Source organism: Maribacter sedimenticola (genome assembly GCF_900188415.1).
GTDB classification, from domain to species: domain Bacteria; phylum Bacteroidota; class Bacteroidia; order Flavobacteriales; family Flavobacteriaceae; genus Maribacter; species Maribacter sedimenticola.
Window position 1 is genome coordinate 53,504 of sequence record NZ_FZNV01000010.1, and the last position, 15,055, is coordinate 68,558.

Below are 15,055 nucleotides of genomic sequence, written 5' to 3' on the forward strand. Positions count from 1 at the left end.
ACCGCATGCACACTCTTAATACTTATTCCGGCAATGAGACCATTATTTCTATTTGTTATCTTTTCCCTACTATTTTCATGTAAAAAGGTTGAGGAAAACTACGTACAGGAATTCCCTACACCTTTTGAACAATCCAATAAAGAAGAAACGGCCACATATGAGGAGGTTTTGGATTTCTATAAAAAACTTGCCAAAGAGTTCTCCAGTATAAATATTCAAACTATTGGCACTACAGATAGTGGCCATCCATTACATGTCGTCACCTTTAGCCCAAAAGGCAACTTTAATTTTAAAAAGCTTAGCGTTGACCATACATTAATGCTAATAAACAATGGTATTCACCCAGGTGAAAGTGATGGTATTGACGCTACAATGCTTTTATTCAGGGATTTGGCCAGTCAAAAAATAGAAAGTCCCAAACAAACCATCATTGCAACTATCCCAATCTATAATATTGGAGGGGCATTAAACAGAAACAGTACCACCAGGGCAAACCAAAATGGCCCAAAGGCATACGGTTTTAGAGGCAATGCAAGAAATTATGACCTTAATAGAGATTTTATAAAGAGCGATACCAAAAATGCGGCAACTTTTGCCGAGATCTATCACCTTATCAATCCTGATGTTTTTATTGATAATCATGTAAGCAATGGTGCAGATTACCAATATACCCTTACACACCTTTTTACCCAACATAATAAATTGGGTGGAGCTTTAGGTAATTATGTCCATCAACAATTTATGCCCCTTTTAAAGGATTCCCTTTTACAGGACAATTGGGAAATTACCCCCTATGTCAATGTTTTCAATAAACCACCGGAAACCGGATTTCAGCAATTTATGGACCACCCAAGATATTCCACCGGATACACCACCCTTTGGAACACTTTGGGCATGATGGTTGAAACCCATATGTTGAAACCTTATAAAGAACGCGTAGCGGGCACCTATGAACTCATGAAAAATATGATTGCCTTAAGTGATATTGAAGGTCCTAAAATTAAGGAATTGCGCACATTAAGGGCCAAAGAGTTGGCAGATGCTCAATATTACCCTATTGCATGGCAAGTAGACACAACAAAATCCAGTACAATTAAATTTAAGGGGTTTACAGCAGATACCATTACTAGTGAAGTTACAGGTTTTCCTAGATTAAAATTCAATAGACAGGCCCCAATAGAGAATGAAATTGAATACAAGGACTTTTTTATGGCATTGGATTCTATTGAAATACCCAAAGCCTACGTAATTGGCAAACAATGGTCCTCTATCATAGATAGATTGAACATGAACCATATACAATATGAAACCATTAAAACGGATACCCTCATACAAATTGAATCTTACAGCATTACGGATTACCAAACAGTGAGTGCTCCTTATGAAGGTCATTACCTTCATTATAACACCCAACTTTCAACAGAAGATAGAGCTCAAAATTTTTATGCCGGCGATATTATTGTACCTGTTGATCAACCTGGTATTAGATATATCATTGAGACCTTGGAACCATCAGCTAAGGACTCGTTTTTCAACTGGAACTTTTTTGACACCATTTTACAACAAAAAGAGGGATTTTCACCGTATGTTTTTGAAGACACCGCAATACAGATACTTAAAAATAATCCCGATTTACAAACTGCCTTTGAGAATAAAAGGAATACTGATCCCAATTTTAAGGAAAATTGGTATTCACAATTAGATTGGCTGTTTAAACAAAGTGATCTTTATGAAAAGGCACATATGCAATATCCTATATATAGGATTGCACGTACAAATTAATCCCCTTCAAATAAAATCTTGATATTGGCATAGGAATTCTGTAGCGCCTTTTGGATCTTTATGGGTCCTTTCCATCGTACCTTTACGATTCCCTCTTTTTTCTCCGGTTTCAACTTACCGTTATAATCGGTCTTCATTGCATACCAATGCACTTGTTTTAGGGTATAGATGCCACCGTTCTTAAAAATATGGTATGTGGTGCGTAAAAAGTTTTCAATCTTTAATCCTTTGACCCCGGTTTCTTCCATGACCTCGCGAATGGCACAATCCTCTATTGATTCCCCCTTATCCAATTTACCCTTGGGCAAGTCCCACTTATCGTTCCTATATATAAACAATACCTTTCCTTCCTCATTGGTTACCACCCCTCCGGCCGCGACCACCAAAGGAATTTCCTTGGTGAATTTTTTTAGAATTTCCTCATGGTTTGGATGATAGATATAAGCCTCTGTTAATTTTTTCTTTTTTAAAGATTTAATTGCTTCTTGAATTGAATCTTGGTTGAGTAGAAAATACTCCCCATTTGCCGTTTCTGATAGTTTATTTGTTAAAATCAAAGGCAATTCATTGACAAAAACTTTATACATTTGCATCATGGTTTTAGACAAAAACACGGCTAAAAAAACAGCAGAGCTTCTGCTGCAAATTAATGCAATAAAATTGAAACCCGAAAATCCTTTTACATGGGCTTCTGGTTGGAATTCTCCTATCTATTGCGACAATAGAATTTTACTGTCCTACCCTCTTATAAGAAATTATATTAGGGATGAAATGGCTAAGCAGGTAGAGCAACTCTACGGCAAGCCAGATTGCATTGTGGGTGTTGCTACAGGGGCCATAGGAATTGGGGCATTGGTGGCAGACAAGCTTAACCTACCCTTTGTTTATGTAAGGCCCCAACCAAAGTCACATGGCAGACAAAACCAGATTGAAGGGCATTTGGAGGCCAACCAGTCCGTAGTGGTCATAGAAGACCTTATCAGCACTGGCAAAAGTAGCCTTAATGCCGTTGATGCTTTGCGTGATCAAAAGGCAAACGTAAAAGGAATGTTGGCAATTTTTACCTATGGTTTTCAAACCGCATTGGATAATTTTAAGGATAAAAATACGGAGCTGCATACTTTAAGTAGTTATGAGTATCTAATAGAACAAGCATCTGAAACAGGCTATGTAAAAGATGATCAGTTAAAAACATTAATGGAGTGGAGAAAAGACCCTTCTAAATGGACAAATAAATAAATATGTTTATAGAATCGCCAAAGGCAGAAGTTGCTAAAACGCAAGAGGAAACTTATAATTTCTTAAATGACCTGTCAAATTTTAGACAATTAATGCCAGATAACATTGATAAATTTGAAGTCCTATCAGAAAACCGGTTTCTTTTTGCATTAAAAGGAATGCCGGAAATTGTCCTTGAAAAAAAAGAGGAATCCCCATATAATAAATTAGTGCTTGGAGCGGCAAGTGATAAACTTCCCTTTACGTTAACTGCGGATATTATAGAACTATCCACTGAAAAAAGTGAGGTTACCTTAAGTTTTAATGGTGAGTTTAATGCTATGATGGCCATGATGATCAAGACCCCTATCACCAATTTCATTAAAACACTTTCAACAAATTTGGCCAAAGTTTAGTACTGCTGCTGAACTTCCTTTAACCCAAATTCGCGTAAAGTACCATCATCTAGCTCAACTTTGAGCTTACCACTTTTACTTACCCCTGTAATACTTCCGGATACCATATTCTTATCTTGGTCCATAAAATGGCTATGCTCCCCATTTTTAAATAAATTGGATTCATAGGATTTATAGAGCCTTTCTTCCATGTCAACCATAGGTTTTTTTAAATGCCGGTGTAAATGATCAACCAGAATGCCGAAAATGTTCTCCAAGTTCTGTTCGCTACCAAAAATATTGATCAAAGAAGAAGCATTTGGGGCATAATTAAAGGCCACTTGGTTCACATTTAGTCCAAAACCAATGATACTCCTTTTTATTTTACTGCCAGCCAGCATATTCTCTATTAAAATACCACCAATTTTTGAATTACCTGACAGAATGTCGTTAGGCCATTTTACACTTAAGTTTGGCACTCCCAATGTCTGCAAAGCCTCTAAAATTGCTAGTGAAACCGAAATACTAAGTACAAACATTTTATCCACAGGAATAGCTAAATCTTTTTTTAAAATACTGATTGCTAGATTTTTACCTTCTTCAAACTCCCATTTACTATTTAATTGTCCCCTACCTGCCGTTTGATTTTTCGTCATTACAACCGTAAAATCATTTAAATTGGTCTGGGTCGATAATTCTTTCAAATAAGTATTTGTAGAGGCCGTGGCATCAAGTTTGATTATTTGCATTTGCGGTACATATTGTTATTCTTTAATGTATTGTTAAAAACTAGACCTAAAAGAACAAAAAAATAATAACTTTGTAAAAATTAAAATTTTTGAATGCAGGAAAGAAAAGCTAGCGTAGATGAGTTAATTGCATTAATTATACAAGGAGTTGACGAAGTAAAAGGACACAATATAAATCTATTGGATTTAAGAGAAATTGAAAATACCGTTTGTGATTACTTCATAATTTGTAACGGTACATCCAATACGCATGTAAATGCGATCGTAGGATCAATCCAAAAAACAGTAAGCAAAGCAATTCAAGATAAACCTTGGCATGTAGAAGGCGAGGATAATGCCGAGTGGGTACTAATGGACTATGTAAACGTCGTAGTTCATGTATTCCAAAAGCAAGTTCGTGAATATTACGATATAGAAGGCCTATGGGGTGACGCAAAGTTCACGGTCATAGATAGCAGCGTTAATCAATAAAAAATTAAAATGGCAAAAGAAAACAAAACAAATCCAAAAAAACCAAAATTTAGCTCTTGGTGGATTTATGGATTGGTAGCAGTATTACTTATAGGCTTTCAACTATTTAGTAGTGATGATTTGGCAAGTACCAATAAGACAACTACCTCAGAACTTCAAGAATATTTACGGAACGGGGATGTCAAGAAAATTCTGATTATCACAAACACCAACCAGGCAAAGGTGTTTTTGACCGATGAGGCAATTGCAAAAGATGTCCATAAGGACGTTAACGAAAAGTCGTTTTTGCCCACATCTGACAATGTACCCCAATACACGTTAGATTATGGTGATCTTCAAATATTCCAGAATGAAATTACCGATATTAAAAAGGAGAACAATTTAGATACCATCATAGAATTTGGAAAGGAATCAACGGCCATTATAGATTTCTTACTGTCCTTGTTGCCTTTTGTACTTATCATTGGTATATGGATTTATTTGATGCGTAGAATGTCCGGCGGTGGCGGTGGAGGCGCAGGAGGTCAAATTTTCAACATTGGAAAATCAAAGGCTAAACTGTTCGATGAAAAGACAGATACAAGAACATCGTTCAAGGATGTTGCCGGTTTAGAAGGCGCAAAGGAAGAAGTTGAGGAGATTGTTGAGTTCCTAAGAAATCCGGACAAGTATACCTCCTTAGGTGGTAAAATACCTAAAGGTGCATTATTGGTAGGCCCTCCAGGTACCGGTAAGACATTATTGGCAAAAGCGGTTGCCGGAGAAGCCAAAGTTCCTTTCTTCTCGTTATCTGGTTCAGATTTCGTAGAAATGTTCGTTGGTGTAGGTGCATCTAGGGTACGTGACCTTTTCAAACAAGCAAAAGATAAATCGCCTGCTATCATATTCATTGATGAAATTGATGCCATAGGTAGAGCAAGGGGTAAAAATAACTTCACGGGGTCTAACGATGAGCGTGAAAATACCCTTAATCAGTTATTAACGGAAATGGATGGTTTTGGCACCAATACTAACGTAATTGTATTAGCCGCCACCAACCGTGCCGATGTATTGGATAAAGCATTGATGCGTGCCGGTAGATTTGACCGTCAAATATATGTTGACCTACCAGATATTCGTGAGCGTAAGGAAATTTTTGAAGTTCACCTAAGACCCATTAAAACCTTGGAAACGTTAGATTTGGACTTTTTGGCTAGACAAACCCCAGGATTTTCTGGAGCGGATATTGCCAATGTTTGTAATGAAGCAGCATTAATTGCAGCAAGAAACGAGAAAAAAGCAGTTGACAAGCAAGATTTCCTTGATGCGGTAGATAGAATCGTTGGTGGGCTTGAAAAGAAAAATAAGATTATAACTCCAGGAGAAAAAGAAACCATAGCTTACCATGAAGCCGGTCATGCCACTACGAGTTGGATGCTGGAACATGCCGCTCCATTGGTCAAGGTAACCATTGTACCAAGAGGCCAATCTTTGGGTGCCGCATGGTACTTGCCAGAAGAGCGTTTAATCGTAAGACCTGAGCAAATGTTAGATGAAATGTGTGCTACTATGGGTGGTAGGGCTGCAGAAAAAGTCATCTTTAACAAAATATCTACCGGTGCGTTAAGTGATTTGGAAAAGGTAACCAAACAAGCTAGGGCCATGGTTACCATTTACGGACTTAATGACGAAATAGGAAATATAACCTATTACGATTCTTCAGGTCAAGACTCTTACGGATTCTCCAAACCATATAGTGAGGACACTGCTAGAAAAATAGACGCTGAAATCTCTAAGATCATAGAAGAACAATATCAAAGAGCCATAAAAGTCCTAACGGAAAATAAGGATAAACTTACCACTTTGGCAGAAAGATTATTGGAGAAAGAAGTTATCTTTAAGGAAGATTTGGAAAAAATCTTTGGCAAACGAAATTTCGAAAAAGATATCTTAGCTTTAGAAAACGAAAAAAAACTGAACGAAGAGAAAGATTCTACGGAAATAGAAGATCAGGAAATTACAGAGAATAACTAATATTGCATTAATTTAACCGGCAATTGTTATAACAGAATAAATGGGGATTTTAGATATGTTATTTGGTGGGGGTAAAAAGAAAGTTTCTAAAGAAACTGCTGAAACCCGTGGTGACCATATGCCAGACCTAAACATTCCCGTAGATGAAAAATTTACCATCCATTTTAAAAAAAATGGTGGTAAATTCATTTACTGTATCAATGATGCCGAAATTTCCAATGCCATACAGAATATTGTAATCGAGAACAATTGGGAAAACGAGCCTTTTTATATTTTAAATAAAAGACTTGCCGAAAAATTCTCAAAGGAATCTATTTCCTACACCGATAATCCTAGGGATAGCGAGGTGTTTTTCACTACATGCGAACATCTAATCGCCCAAAATGGCAGCATTTTGGTATGCTCCAACCAGTTATTGGAAAAAAAGGTAAATGAACTTCCAAGTAACGTTGTGGTTTTTGCAACCACAAGTCAATTGGTGGAATCTATAGGCGAAGGTCTAAAAACGATCAAGAAAAAATACGGACAAAAAATACCGGCCAATATTACAACATTAAAACACTTTAAGGCTACCGCAGAAAATTCAGATGATTTCCTAACCTATGGTAGTAGCACTAAAAATCTTTATCTTTTACTTCTGGAAGATTTATAGTATGAAGGAAATTTTACGAAGGTCATTAACAGGGGCGGTTTATATCATCCTATTGCTATCTGCAGTTTTTCTGAGTTCAGATGCTTTTGATTTTTTGTTCATGACCTTTGGCCTAGCATGTCTTTACGAATATAAAAAGCTGGTAGGATTAAAAGGCTATCATATTTTTGCTGCTTATTTGGCTCTTTGGTGGGCGTTTATTTATTTGGTAAAAGACCATCAAGTAATCAATATATTAATGGTAATTACAATTGCTGTTGATTTATACCTGCTCTATAATCTATTTTCCAAAAAGGAAATAAAGTATACCAAGTTTTTAAAATTCATAATTGGCCTGTTCTATATAGGAGGAGGTTGTATTTTTTTAACTATGATTCCTTACAAGAATGATGCTTTTGCAAAATTATTGATTATGGGAATTTTTATATTAATTTGGGTAAACGATTCCTTTGCCTATCTAGTAGGGAAAAGCATTGGCAGAACTAAATTGTTTCCATCGGTTTCGCCTAAGAAAACGGTTGAAGGTACGCTGGGCGGACTAATTTTTGCACTTGCCGCAGCGTATTTGATCGCTACACAGGAACAGTTGATAAGTCCTATACAATGGATGATTATGGCTACGGTAATCGTTGTAGCCGGTAGTATAGGGGATTTAATAGAATCTAAATTTAAAAGAGCGGCAGGAGTTAAGGACAGTGGTGCAATTTTACCCGGTCATGGTGGAATGTTAGACCGTTTGGATAGTCTTGTATTTGCTGCACCTTTTGCCTATTTAACGTTAAATATTTTTAGTTATGTTTCATAGAGAGGGACAAAAAATTATATTGTTTTCTTTTTGCCTGGTTGGTATAAGTGTCATTTTAGCACACTATTTCATAGACATCTCATGGTTAAAACTTACCGTTCAGTTACTTGGATTGGTAGCCATGGTTGCTATTTTGCAGTTTTTTAGAAACCCAAAAAGACTTGCCATTAAAAACTTTGATGAAATCCTTTCTCCTGTAGATGGTAAGGTTGTAGTCATTGAGGAAGTTTTTGAAAAGGAATATTTTAAGGAAAAAAGAAGGCAGGTATCTATTTTTATGTCCCCCACCAATGTACATGTAACCCGTTACCCCGCAAGTGGCACCATATCTTTCTCCAAGTACCACCCAGGGAAATATCTATTAGCCTGGCACCCAAAGGCCAGCGAGGAAAACGAACGTACGACAGTAGTAATTAAAACCCCTAAGTTTGGTGAAATCCTTTACCGCCAAATAGCAGGTGCCATGGCAAGGCGCATTGTAAATTATGCTGAAAAAGGAGAAAGTGTACAACAGGGAGACGATTCCGGTTTTATAAAATTTGGTTCTAGGGTAGACTTGTTCTTACCTTTAGATAGTCAAATTAATGTAAAATTGAATCAAAAAGTAAAAGGAGCGCAAACTTGCATTGCCACTTTTGTTGACCCAAATGAAAAAGAAGAAATCACTTATTGAGTTTGAAAAGGCCGTAGCCTATGTCAATAGTTTTACAGAGCCTATTCCTGCCGATGTTCTTCTAAAGCTATACGCCTACTACAAAATTGCAAATTCCAATTTTGACAACCCTGGCAGCAAAACCCCTTTAATCAATGCATTTAAGGCAAATGCACTTTTTCAGGCTAAAAATTTAAGTAAAAAGGAAGCCATGAAATCCTATATAGCCTTAGTGGAGAAAGAGTTGAAATAAGCCTAATATCATGGCTTATTCCCGCAATATAAACCCTTGGCCATGAATATTATCTATACTCAAACTATCATCCATCTCCAAATATTTACGTAATCGTGTAATAAATACGTTCAAGCTTTTCTTGTTAAAGTAGTCGTTTGCACCCCATAATTTTATCAAAATATCCTTATGACTGCACAATTTATTCTTTCTCAGCACCAAATAATGTAATAGTTCACTTTCTTTGGTGGTCAGGTGAAATATTTCATTCTTAAACATCAATTCTTGATTGATTACATTAAATGTATACCTGCCAATCTTAAAAATGGTGGCTTTTTCTCCAGCTGTGGTTCCTATGGACATCCTGGACAATAAATTTTCTATTCTAATGACCAGTTCTTCTTCATCAATAGGTTTTTTCAAATAATCTACTGCGCCTATATAAAAACCTTTTAATACGTCTACTTTAAGAGAACGTGCGGTCAAAAATAAAAAAGGTAGCTCTGGAAAACGCTCTTTAATTTGTTCGGCAAGGGTAAAGCCATCCATACCTGGCATGGTAATATCCAATATTGCCAAATCATACTTTACGGTTTCCAAATTTTTAAGTGCACTTTCCCCATTAGTAAACCAACTTATTTCAAAATTTTTCATCCTAAGGTATTCCGATAATAAATACCCCAGATCTGTACTGTCCTCTACTAAGATTATATTATGTTTATTCATTGCACAGGGGTATTAAAAGAGATATTTGAGTTCCCTTGCCAACCGCACTTTTCACTTCAACTTTTCCTTTATGTTTTTCCACAATATTCCTAACGTAACTTAATCCAAGTCCGTAACCTTTTACCATAGTGCGCTCATTGCCCGTAACCCTATAATACTTTAAAAATATCTTTTTCTGATCATTTAAGGATATTCCTTGACCGTTATCCGCTATCTCAATGACCAACCAATTATCCTTTTTAAAAGCGTTGAGTTGAATGACCGGGCTTTCCGCATATTTCTTTGCATTGTCCAAGATATTGTTAATCGCATTTTCTAAATGAAAAACTTCAGTTCTCAATATAAATTCCCCTTCATGTATCTGATAGCTAAAGGTTGCCTTTTCAATGGTCACCAATGTGGCAAATTCTTTGCACAAATTGAGCAAATAAGGTCTAAAATCAACTTTTTGAAACTTTAAAACCCTCTTTTCGGACTCTAAACTACCTAGCTCCAAAACTTTGTCAATATGTACAGATAGTCTTTTTACCTGCTGCCTGATCATTTCTAAAATTGGTTTTTGATTTGACAGGGCGGTTTCATCCAAAATTTTAGTGGCCAAACCAATTGAAAATACAGGTGTTTTTAATTCATGGGTTAAATTATTAATAAATTCATTGGTCGTGGTAATTACACGCCGTTGCCAATAAAATGTTCGCAACACCCAGACTACTGCAATACAAATACCTAAAATGAATAGGATACTCGGTAAGGTAAAACCATTTAACTTGGATAAAAAATACCCGTTCAAGTTCCTAAAATGCAATTCTAGCACTAGTCTTTTTCCAAGAAGTTGAGATAAATATCCGGTAAGCTCAATAGGATAAGACTCCACATTGTCCTTAACTTTAAATTGTTTGGGCGATTGAAGATAAAATGCAGAATCCTTGGTGTGAAGGGTATAACTAAAGTCTGAATCAATCCCATTATTAACCAATTTTTCCGTGATATAATCATTTAAGAAAAAACTTGAGGCATCCTGTATACTATCTACGCTCATGGTAAAATATGCAGTATCCTTTTTAAGGGCACTGCCCAATAAAAAGGTGAGCTGGTTTTTGGATTGTAATCCTAAGGAAACATCACTACTTACTTTACCTAGATTAGTGTTGAACTGGAGTTTTGCCAGATTAAGACCAATCTTTAAATATTGGTATTGTATAATGGCCAATCCAAACAAGGAAATAAATAAAAGGGCTACATACAGGTTTCTCTTCTTCCACATAATCCTTAAAGAAACTCAATTAGTTCTTAATATTAAACAAACTTAAACTTTCATTAAGTGCATTAACTTTTCATTAATCTTTTTTGCACATTGGTTAACCCCAAAATTAGGTGATAGTATTAATTTGGCCGTGAGTTAATTAATTAAACTTAAGTCACTTAAGTTATTTCAAATCATATTATGGTCATCTTCTTAATTTTAGGAGTTGACCATTTTCTATCAACCGACCAAACCAACAATATTATGAACCGCAAACAACTACCTTTATTGGTTATTTTTTTAATAACCGTATTAAATGTTAAGGCACAAGGCTGTGTTGCCATTCGCCACTTTTCCTCATGTGTAGGAAATAGCCTTGAAAACAACATTATAGGGAAAGGGGACTTTCAATTGGGTTTAAATTACAGATACTTTAAATCCTTTAGACATTTTAGGGGTACGGAGGAAGAACCGGATCGCGTAACGAATAATACAGAGGTGGTCAATTACTCCCATAGCACGGATTTCTTTTTAACTTATGGTATAAACAAAAAATTATATACCAGTATTACCATACCTACCGTCTTTAATTCAAGATCATCTTTATATGAGCATGGACGCAATGAAAGAAATACGACATTTTCAAGGGGACTTGGTGACATTCGTTTAGGTGTAGGACTTTGGCTATTGGACTTTGAAAAACATCCTGAAGGAAATATTGCAGTTGGTCTAGGCTTAAAACTACCTACCGGAAATTATAATGCTTCTGATATCTTTTACAATGTAGGTCCAAGTGGTGAGCCGCAGACCAGACCGGTTGACCAATCCATACAGCCTGGTGATGGCGGTCTAGGTTTTACCTTGGATGCGCAATTATACCAAAAATTATCCAATGGTATTTTTGGTTATGCCAGCGGTTTCTATCTTGTTAATCCTAGGGAAACCAATGGTATAAGAACCTTTAGGGAAACTTTAAATCCTATTCTTGAAAATGAGGCTATAATGGCGGTACCTGATCAATATTCCATAAGGACGGGATTAAGTTTTACCCTATCCCCTACGCTTTCAAGTTCTTTGGGCGCGCGTTATGACTGCGTACCTGTAAAAGATTTAATTGGTGGCAATGATGGTTTTAGGCGACCCGGCAATGTATTATCAATTGACCCCGGACTAGCATTGAACCAAGGTAATTTTTCCTTTAACCTAAATGTTCCTTTTGCCGTACGAAGAGACCGCCCACAAAGCATTACCGATCTACAAACAGAACAAGCTACCGGTTCTCCAAGACACGGAGATGCCGCTTTTGCCGATTACGTGATAAATTTTGGAGTTACATATAGAGTGTACAATACTAAAGTTAAAATTGACCAAGAATTACTTGATGAATTCAAGAAATAACATGTTAGAGTAACGTTATGACCTATAAATTAAACGTACAGTTCAATAACAGAATTTTACCATCGACCATTGGTATAGTCTATCTTTTTTTTGGTCTTCTTAAATTTTTTCCCAATACCAGCCCAGCAGAAGACCTTGTAGAGGAAACGATAACCAATCTAACATACAACTTAGTTCCTGATCAAATGGGCTTATTACTCCTGGCGAGTTTTGAAACTTTTATAGGAATAGCATTCCTAGCAAATCTTAGAAATAAATATATCATCTATTCTGCTATAGCACATATAGTAATGACATTTACACCGGTATTTATTTTACCTGAACTTCTTTTTGGTAAAAATGAATTTACAATCACTTTATTAAGCCAATACATATTTAAGAACATAATTATTTTAGGAGCACTTTTATCTTTGACAAAAGAATTTAAAGTGGATAAGAAAAAGGGTTATAACCGACCAATTATAAAGACCTATTAAATATGACGTTTTAATCATATCATTCATATAAGTCCGTAATATCCGCATCACAAATTGAACAAAACAGTTCATCCAATTTCGTACATACATCCTTAAAAAAACGTTCTCCTTTTTCTTTAGTGGCAAAATCCGGATTACCTATACCCGTATCATTACTAACCTTGGACCATTGTCTTTCTGCCCAAGCCCAGCCCTCATTAAAAGCCTTGACCCTGAATTGCTTAGAAGCTCCTTTTCCCCATTTTTCTTTGGAAAGCACTAAATCCGGCCTTAAATAAAGCATTAAACTGGTTTCCATTTCATCTGCATGATCACCTTTTTCCTTAAAATATGCGGTCTTATCAAACATGGGAGGAAAGAAGCAAAAACTAATGAACATTTTGGGGAACAATAATCCAAGTTCTCTTACTATTGGCTTAAAATTATTACCACCGTGACCATTGAACAACAATAGTTTGTAAATACCCTGCCTGTTCAAAACTGCTACCAAATCCTTTAAAATGGCCAATTGCGTAGAAGGATTAAGATTCATATCCAGATAAATATCTGTTTGACCGGTATTTACACCATAGGGAATCGTAGGAAGTACAATTACTTTTTTTCCCTTATTCCAAGATTGTCCCGCGGCATATTCTACCATATGCTCAGCTTGATAATTATCCGTACCATAGGGCAAATGGTAATTATGGGCTTCCGTGGCACCCCAAGGTAAAACAGCAAGCTCAAATTGTTCATCCTTTAAATGGTCCCAATTTGTCTCGGCAAGCACATATGGTCGTATCATACTATTAAAGATAATAAAAGATTGTCTTTTTCTGGAAGTGAGAACCTAGACCTAAATTTAAATTAAATATGTTTTAAGAAACTATCCCAATGAGACATAAAAAAACCCTTGAAAAAATCAAGGGTTCATTTATATTAGAAAGTAAATATTTACAATACTTTTTTACCTGAAATGATATTGTATAGGATTACAATAACCGCAATTACCAATAAAATATGTACTAAACTACCTGTGGCCAATCCAGGAACAATTCCTAACATTCCCAATAACCATATAATTATACATATCACTGCTACTAACCATAATAAACTTCTCATAATGTGTGTTTTTAGATTGTTATAGGTCAAAAATAGATTTAATGTTAAAAACACCTTAACTCAAATAAAAGCATTACTGACTCAAAATTTTAAATTTTACTGTAATTTAATGAGCAAACGTATTCACAGCCAATATCTTACAAAAGGTTTTCCTTGAAAAAATCTATTGTCCTACCCCACGCCAATTCTGCGGCTTCTTTATCATACCTAGGTGTTGAGGTGTTATGAAAACCATGGTTTACATCAGGATAGAAGAAGACTTTATATTTTTTATCATGTTCTTTAAGAGCTTCCTCATAGGCAGGCCATCCGGCATTAACGCGTTCATCCAATCCTGCATATTGCAACATTAAAGGGGCATTGATTTTTGCTATCCCATCTGTTGGCTGGCCACCATAAAATGGTACGGCAGCAGCCAATTGTGGTACCCTTACCGCCATCATATTGGAAATCCACCCTCCAAAACAAAAGCCTACAACACCTATTTTTCCCGTGCAATGCTCGTTTGCTTTTAGATAGTCAAATGCTGCAATAAAATCCTCTAGCATTTTATCCCTATCCCTGGTTCGTTGCATTTCCCTACCCTTATCATCATTGCCCGGATAACCACCCAATGGACTCAAGGCATCTGGAGCAATGGTTATAAAGCCTGCCAATGCAGCACGTCTGGCCGTATCCTCCACATACGGATTTAATCCCCTGTTTTCATGGACCACGACAATACCAGGTAATTTACCGGTGGCCGATTTTGGTTTGGACAACAATGCCTTAATTTCACCTCCGCCCTTTGGTGAATTGTAGGTGATAAAACTTGAATCCAAGTCTGGATTATCCTTATCTACCAAAAAAGTGTCCTCATAATTGGGCATTAAGAAACTCATTAAAGAAGGTACGGTTAACCCGCCAACGGCATAGACGGACAATCTTTGAACAAAATCTCGCCGTTCCAATTTGTTATGGGCATAAGCATCGTACAAATCAAATACCTCTTGTTTTATATCCTCTTTTCGTAATGGTTTCATGTTCCCGTATTTTAAGTGTCTCTTAAAAATACAAAAAGAGGTTGGGAACATGACATATTTTAACAATAGAAAAAGCCTCATTACCAATTACTTGACAATGAGGCCTACAACTTTTAAAAA

18 protein-coding genes are annotated in these 15,055 nt (G+C 36.2%); 11 read left to right on the forward strand and 7 right to left on the reverse strand.

Translation table 11 applies throughout. The features are described from left to right. Nucleotides 1-33: 33 nt before the first annotated feature. Complete coding sequence (locus CHB68_RS17415; protein WP_089263031.1) at nucleotides 34-1,782, forward strand: M14 family metallopeptidase; 1,749 nt, start codon at nucleotides 34-36, stop codon at nucleotides 1,780-1,782. On the opposite strand, the gene CHB68_RS17420 is transcribed toward CHB68_RS17415, so the two are convergent. Next, complete coding sequence (locus CHB68_RS17420; protein ID WP_089263101.1) at nucleotides 1,779-2,369, reverse strand: NUDIX hydrolase; 591 nt, start codon at nucleotides 2,367-2,369, stop codon at nucleotides 1,779-1,781. The two genes, CHB68_RS17415 and CHB68_RS17420, sit on opposite strands and share 4 nt — an antisense overlap. A gap of 7 nt (nucleotides 2,370-2,376) precedes the next feature. On the opposite strand from CHB68_RS17420, the gene pyrE reads away from it, so the two are divergent. After that, on the forward strand, nucleotides 2,377-3,021 hold the full coding sequence (gene pyrE / locus CHB68_RS17425; protein WP_089263033.1) for an orotate phosphoribosyltransferase: 645 nt from the start codon (nucleotides 2,377-2,379) through the stop codon (nucleotides 3,019-3,021). A gap of 2 nt (nucleotides 3,022-3,023) precedes the next feature. Then, nucleotides 3,024-3,416: an orotate phosphoribosyltransferase gene (locus CHB68_RS17430; protein ID WP_089263034.1), complete on the forward strand. Its 393-nt coding sequence runs from the start codon at nucleotides 3,024-3,026 to the stop codon at nucleotides 3,414-3,416. Here CHB68_RS17430 and CHB68_RS17435 read toward each other — a convergent pair. Then, complete coding sequence (locus CHB68_RS17435) at nucleotides 3,413-4,144, reverse strand: biotin--[acetyl-CoA-carboxylase] ligase (RefSeq protein ID WP_089263036.1); 732 nt, start codon at nucleotides 4,142-4,144, stop codon at nucleotides 3,413-3,415. The two genes, CHB68_RS17430 and CHB68_RS17435, sit on opposite strands and share 4 nt — an antisense overlap. Nucleotides 4,145-4,237: 93 nt before the next feature. On the opposite strand from CHB68_RS17435, the gene rsfS reads away from it, so the two are divergent. Genes rsfS through CHB68_RS17465 form a run of 6 tightly spaced genes read left to right on the forward strand, consistent with a single transcriptional unit; the run spans nucleotide 4,238 to nucleotide 8,990 of the window. Next, nucleotides 4,238-4,615: a ribosome silencing factor gene (gene rsfS, locus CHB68_RS17440; RefSeq protein ID WP_089263038.1), complete on the forward strand. Its 378-nt coding sequence runs from the start codon at nucleotides 4,238-4,240 to the stop codon at nucleotides 4,613-4,615. A 9-nt stretch (nucleotides 4,616-4,624) separates the two neighbouring features. Then, nucleotides 4,625-6,628 carry an ATP-dependent zinc metalloprotease FtsH gene (gene ftsH, locus CHB68_RS17445; RefSeq protein WP_089263040.1) on the forward strand — a complete coding sequence of 668 codons (2,004 nt, stop codon included), beginning with the start codon at nucleotides 4,625-4,627 and terminating at the stop codon, nucleotides 6,626-6,628. Between the two features lie 40 nt (nucleotides 6,629-6,668). Continuing rightward, nucleotides 6,669-7,280 carry an LUD domain-containing protein gene (locus CHB68_RS17450; protein ID WP_089263042.1) on the forward strand — a complete coding sequence of 204 codons (612 nt, stop codon included), beginning with the start codon at nucleotides 6,669-6,671 and terminating at the stop codon, nucleotides 7,278-7,280. A 1-nt stretch (nucleotide 7,281) separates the two neighbouring features. Next, nucleotides 7,282-8,085 (forward strand): phosphatidate cytidylyltransferase, encoded by an 804-nt coding sequence (locus CHB68_RS17455; protein WP_089263044.1) that lies wholly within the window; start codon nucleotides 7,282-7,284, stop codon nucleotides 8,083-8,085. Next, nucleotides 8,075-8,758: a phosphatidylserine decarboxylase family protein gene (locus CHB68_RS17460; protein WP_089263046.1), complete on the forward strand. Its 684-nt coding sequence runs from the start codon at nucleotides 8,075-8,077 to the stop codon at nucleotides 8,756-8,758. The genes CHB68_RS17455 and CHB68_RS17460 overlap by 11 nt, the downstream gene beginning before the upstream one ends. Next, a complete protein-coding gene (locus CHB68_RS17465) occupies nucleotides 8,733-8,990 on the forward strand; it encodes an acyl-CoA-binding protein (RefSeq protein ID WP_089263048.1) in 258 nt (85 codons plus the stop codon). Before CHB68_RS17460 ends, CHB68_RS17465 begins: the two co-directional genes overlap by 26 nt. Nucleotides 8,991-9,005: 15 nt before the next feature. On the opposite strand, the gene CHB68_RS17470 is transcribed toward CHB68_RS17465, so the two are convergent. Together CHB68_RS17470 and CHB68_RS17475 are read right to left on the reverse strand one after the other, a co-directional pair. After that, nucleotides 9,006-9,695 (reverse strand): response regulator transcription factor, encoded by a 690-nt coding sequence (locus CHB68_RS17470; RefSeq protein ID WP_089263050.1) that lies wholly within the window; start codon nucleotides 9,693-9,695, stop codon nucleotides 9,006-9,008. Continuing rightward, nucleotides 9,688-10,959, reverse strand: coding sequence for a sensor histidine kinase (locus CHB68_RS17475; RefSeq protein WP_089263052.1), 1,272 nt, complete (start codon nucleotides 10,957-10,959; stop codon nucleotides 9,688-9,690). The genes CHB68_RS17470 and CHB68_RS17475 overlap by 8 nt, the downstream gene beginning before the upstream one ends. A gap of 243 nt (nucleotides 10,960-11,202) precedes the next feature. Here CHB68_RS17475 and CHB68_RS17480 point away from each other — a divergent pair, with 243 nt between their 5' ends. Then, a complete protein-coding gene (locus tag CHB68_RS17480; RefSeq protein ID WP_089263103.1) occupies nucleotides 11,203-12,336 on the forward strand; it encodes a transporter in 1,134 nt (377 codons plus the stop codon). A 17-nt stretch (nucleotides 12,337-12,353) separates the two neighbouring features. Continuing rightward, the gene (locus tag CHB68_RS17485) at nucleotides 12,354-12,812 is read left to right on the forward strand and encodes a hypothetical protein (RefSeq protein ID WP_089263054.1); all 459 of its coding nucleotides are present in this window, start codon (nucleotides 12,354-12,356) and stop codon (nucleotides 12,810-12,812) included. A 19-nt stretch (nucleotides 12,813-12,831) separates the two neighbouring features. Here CHB68_RS17485 and CHB68_RS17490 read toward each other — a convergent pair whose 3' ends face one another. From CHB68_RS17490 to CHB68_RS17495, 3 genes are all read right to left on the reverse strand, one after another. Continuing rightward, on the reverse strand, nucleotides 12,832-13,596 hold the full coding sequence (locus CHB68_RS17490) for a creatininase family protein (protein WP_089263056.1): 765 nt from the start codon (nucleotides 13,594-13,596) through the stop codon (nucleotides 12,832-12,834). A 149-nt stretch (nucleotides 13,597-13,745) separates the two neighbouring features. Next, on the reverse strand, nucleotides 13,746-13,913 hold the full coding sequence (locus CHB68_RS18455; protein WP_027067903.1) for a lmo0937 family membrane protein: 168 nt from the start codon (nucleotides 13,911-13,913) through the stop codon (nucleotides 13,746-13,748). A gap of 137 nt (nucleotides 13,914-14,050) precedes the next feature. After that, nucleotides 14,051-14,935 (reverse strand): dienelactone hydrolase family protein, encoded by an 885-nt coding sequence (locus CHB68_RS17495; protein WP_089263058.1) that lies wholly within the window; start codon nucleotides 14,933-14,935, stop codon nucleotides 14,051-14,053. Nucleotides 14,936-15,055 lie beyond the last annotated feature (120 nt).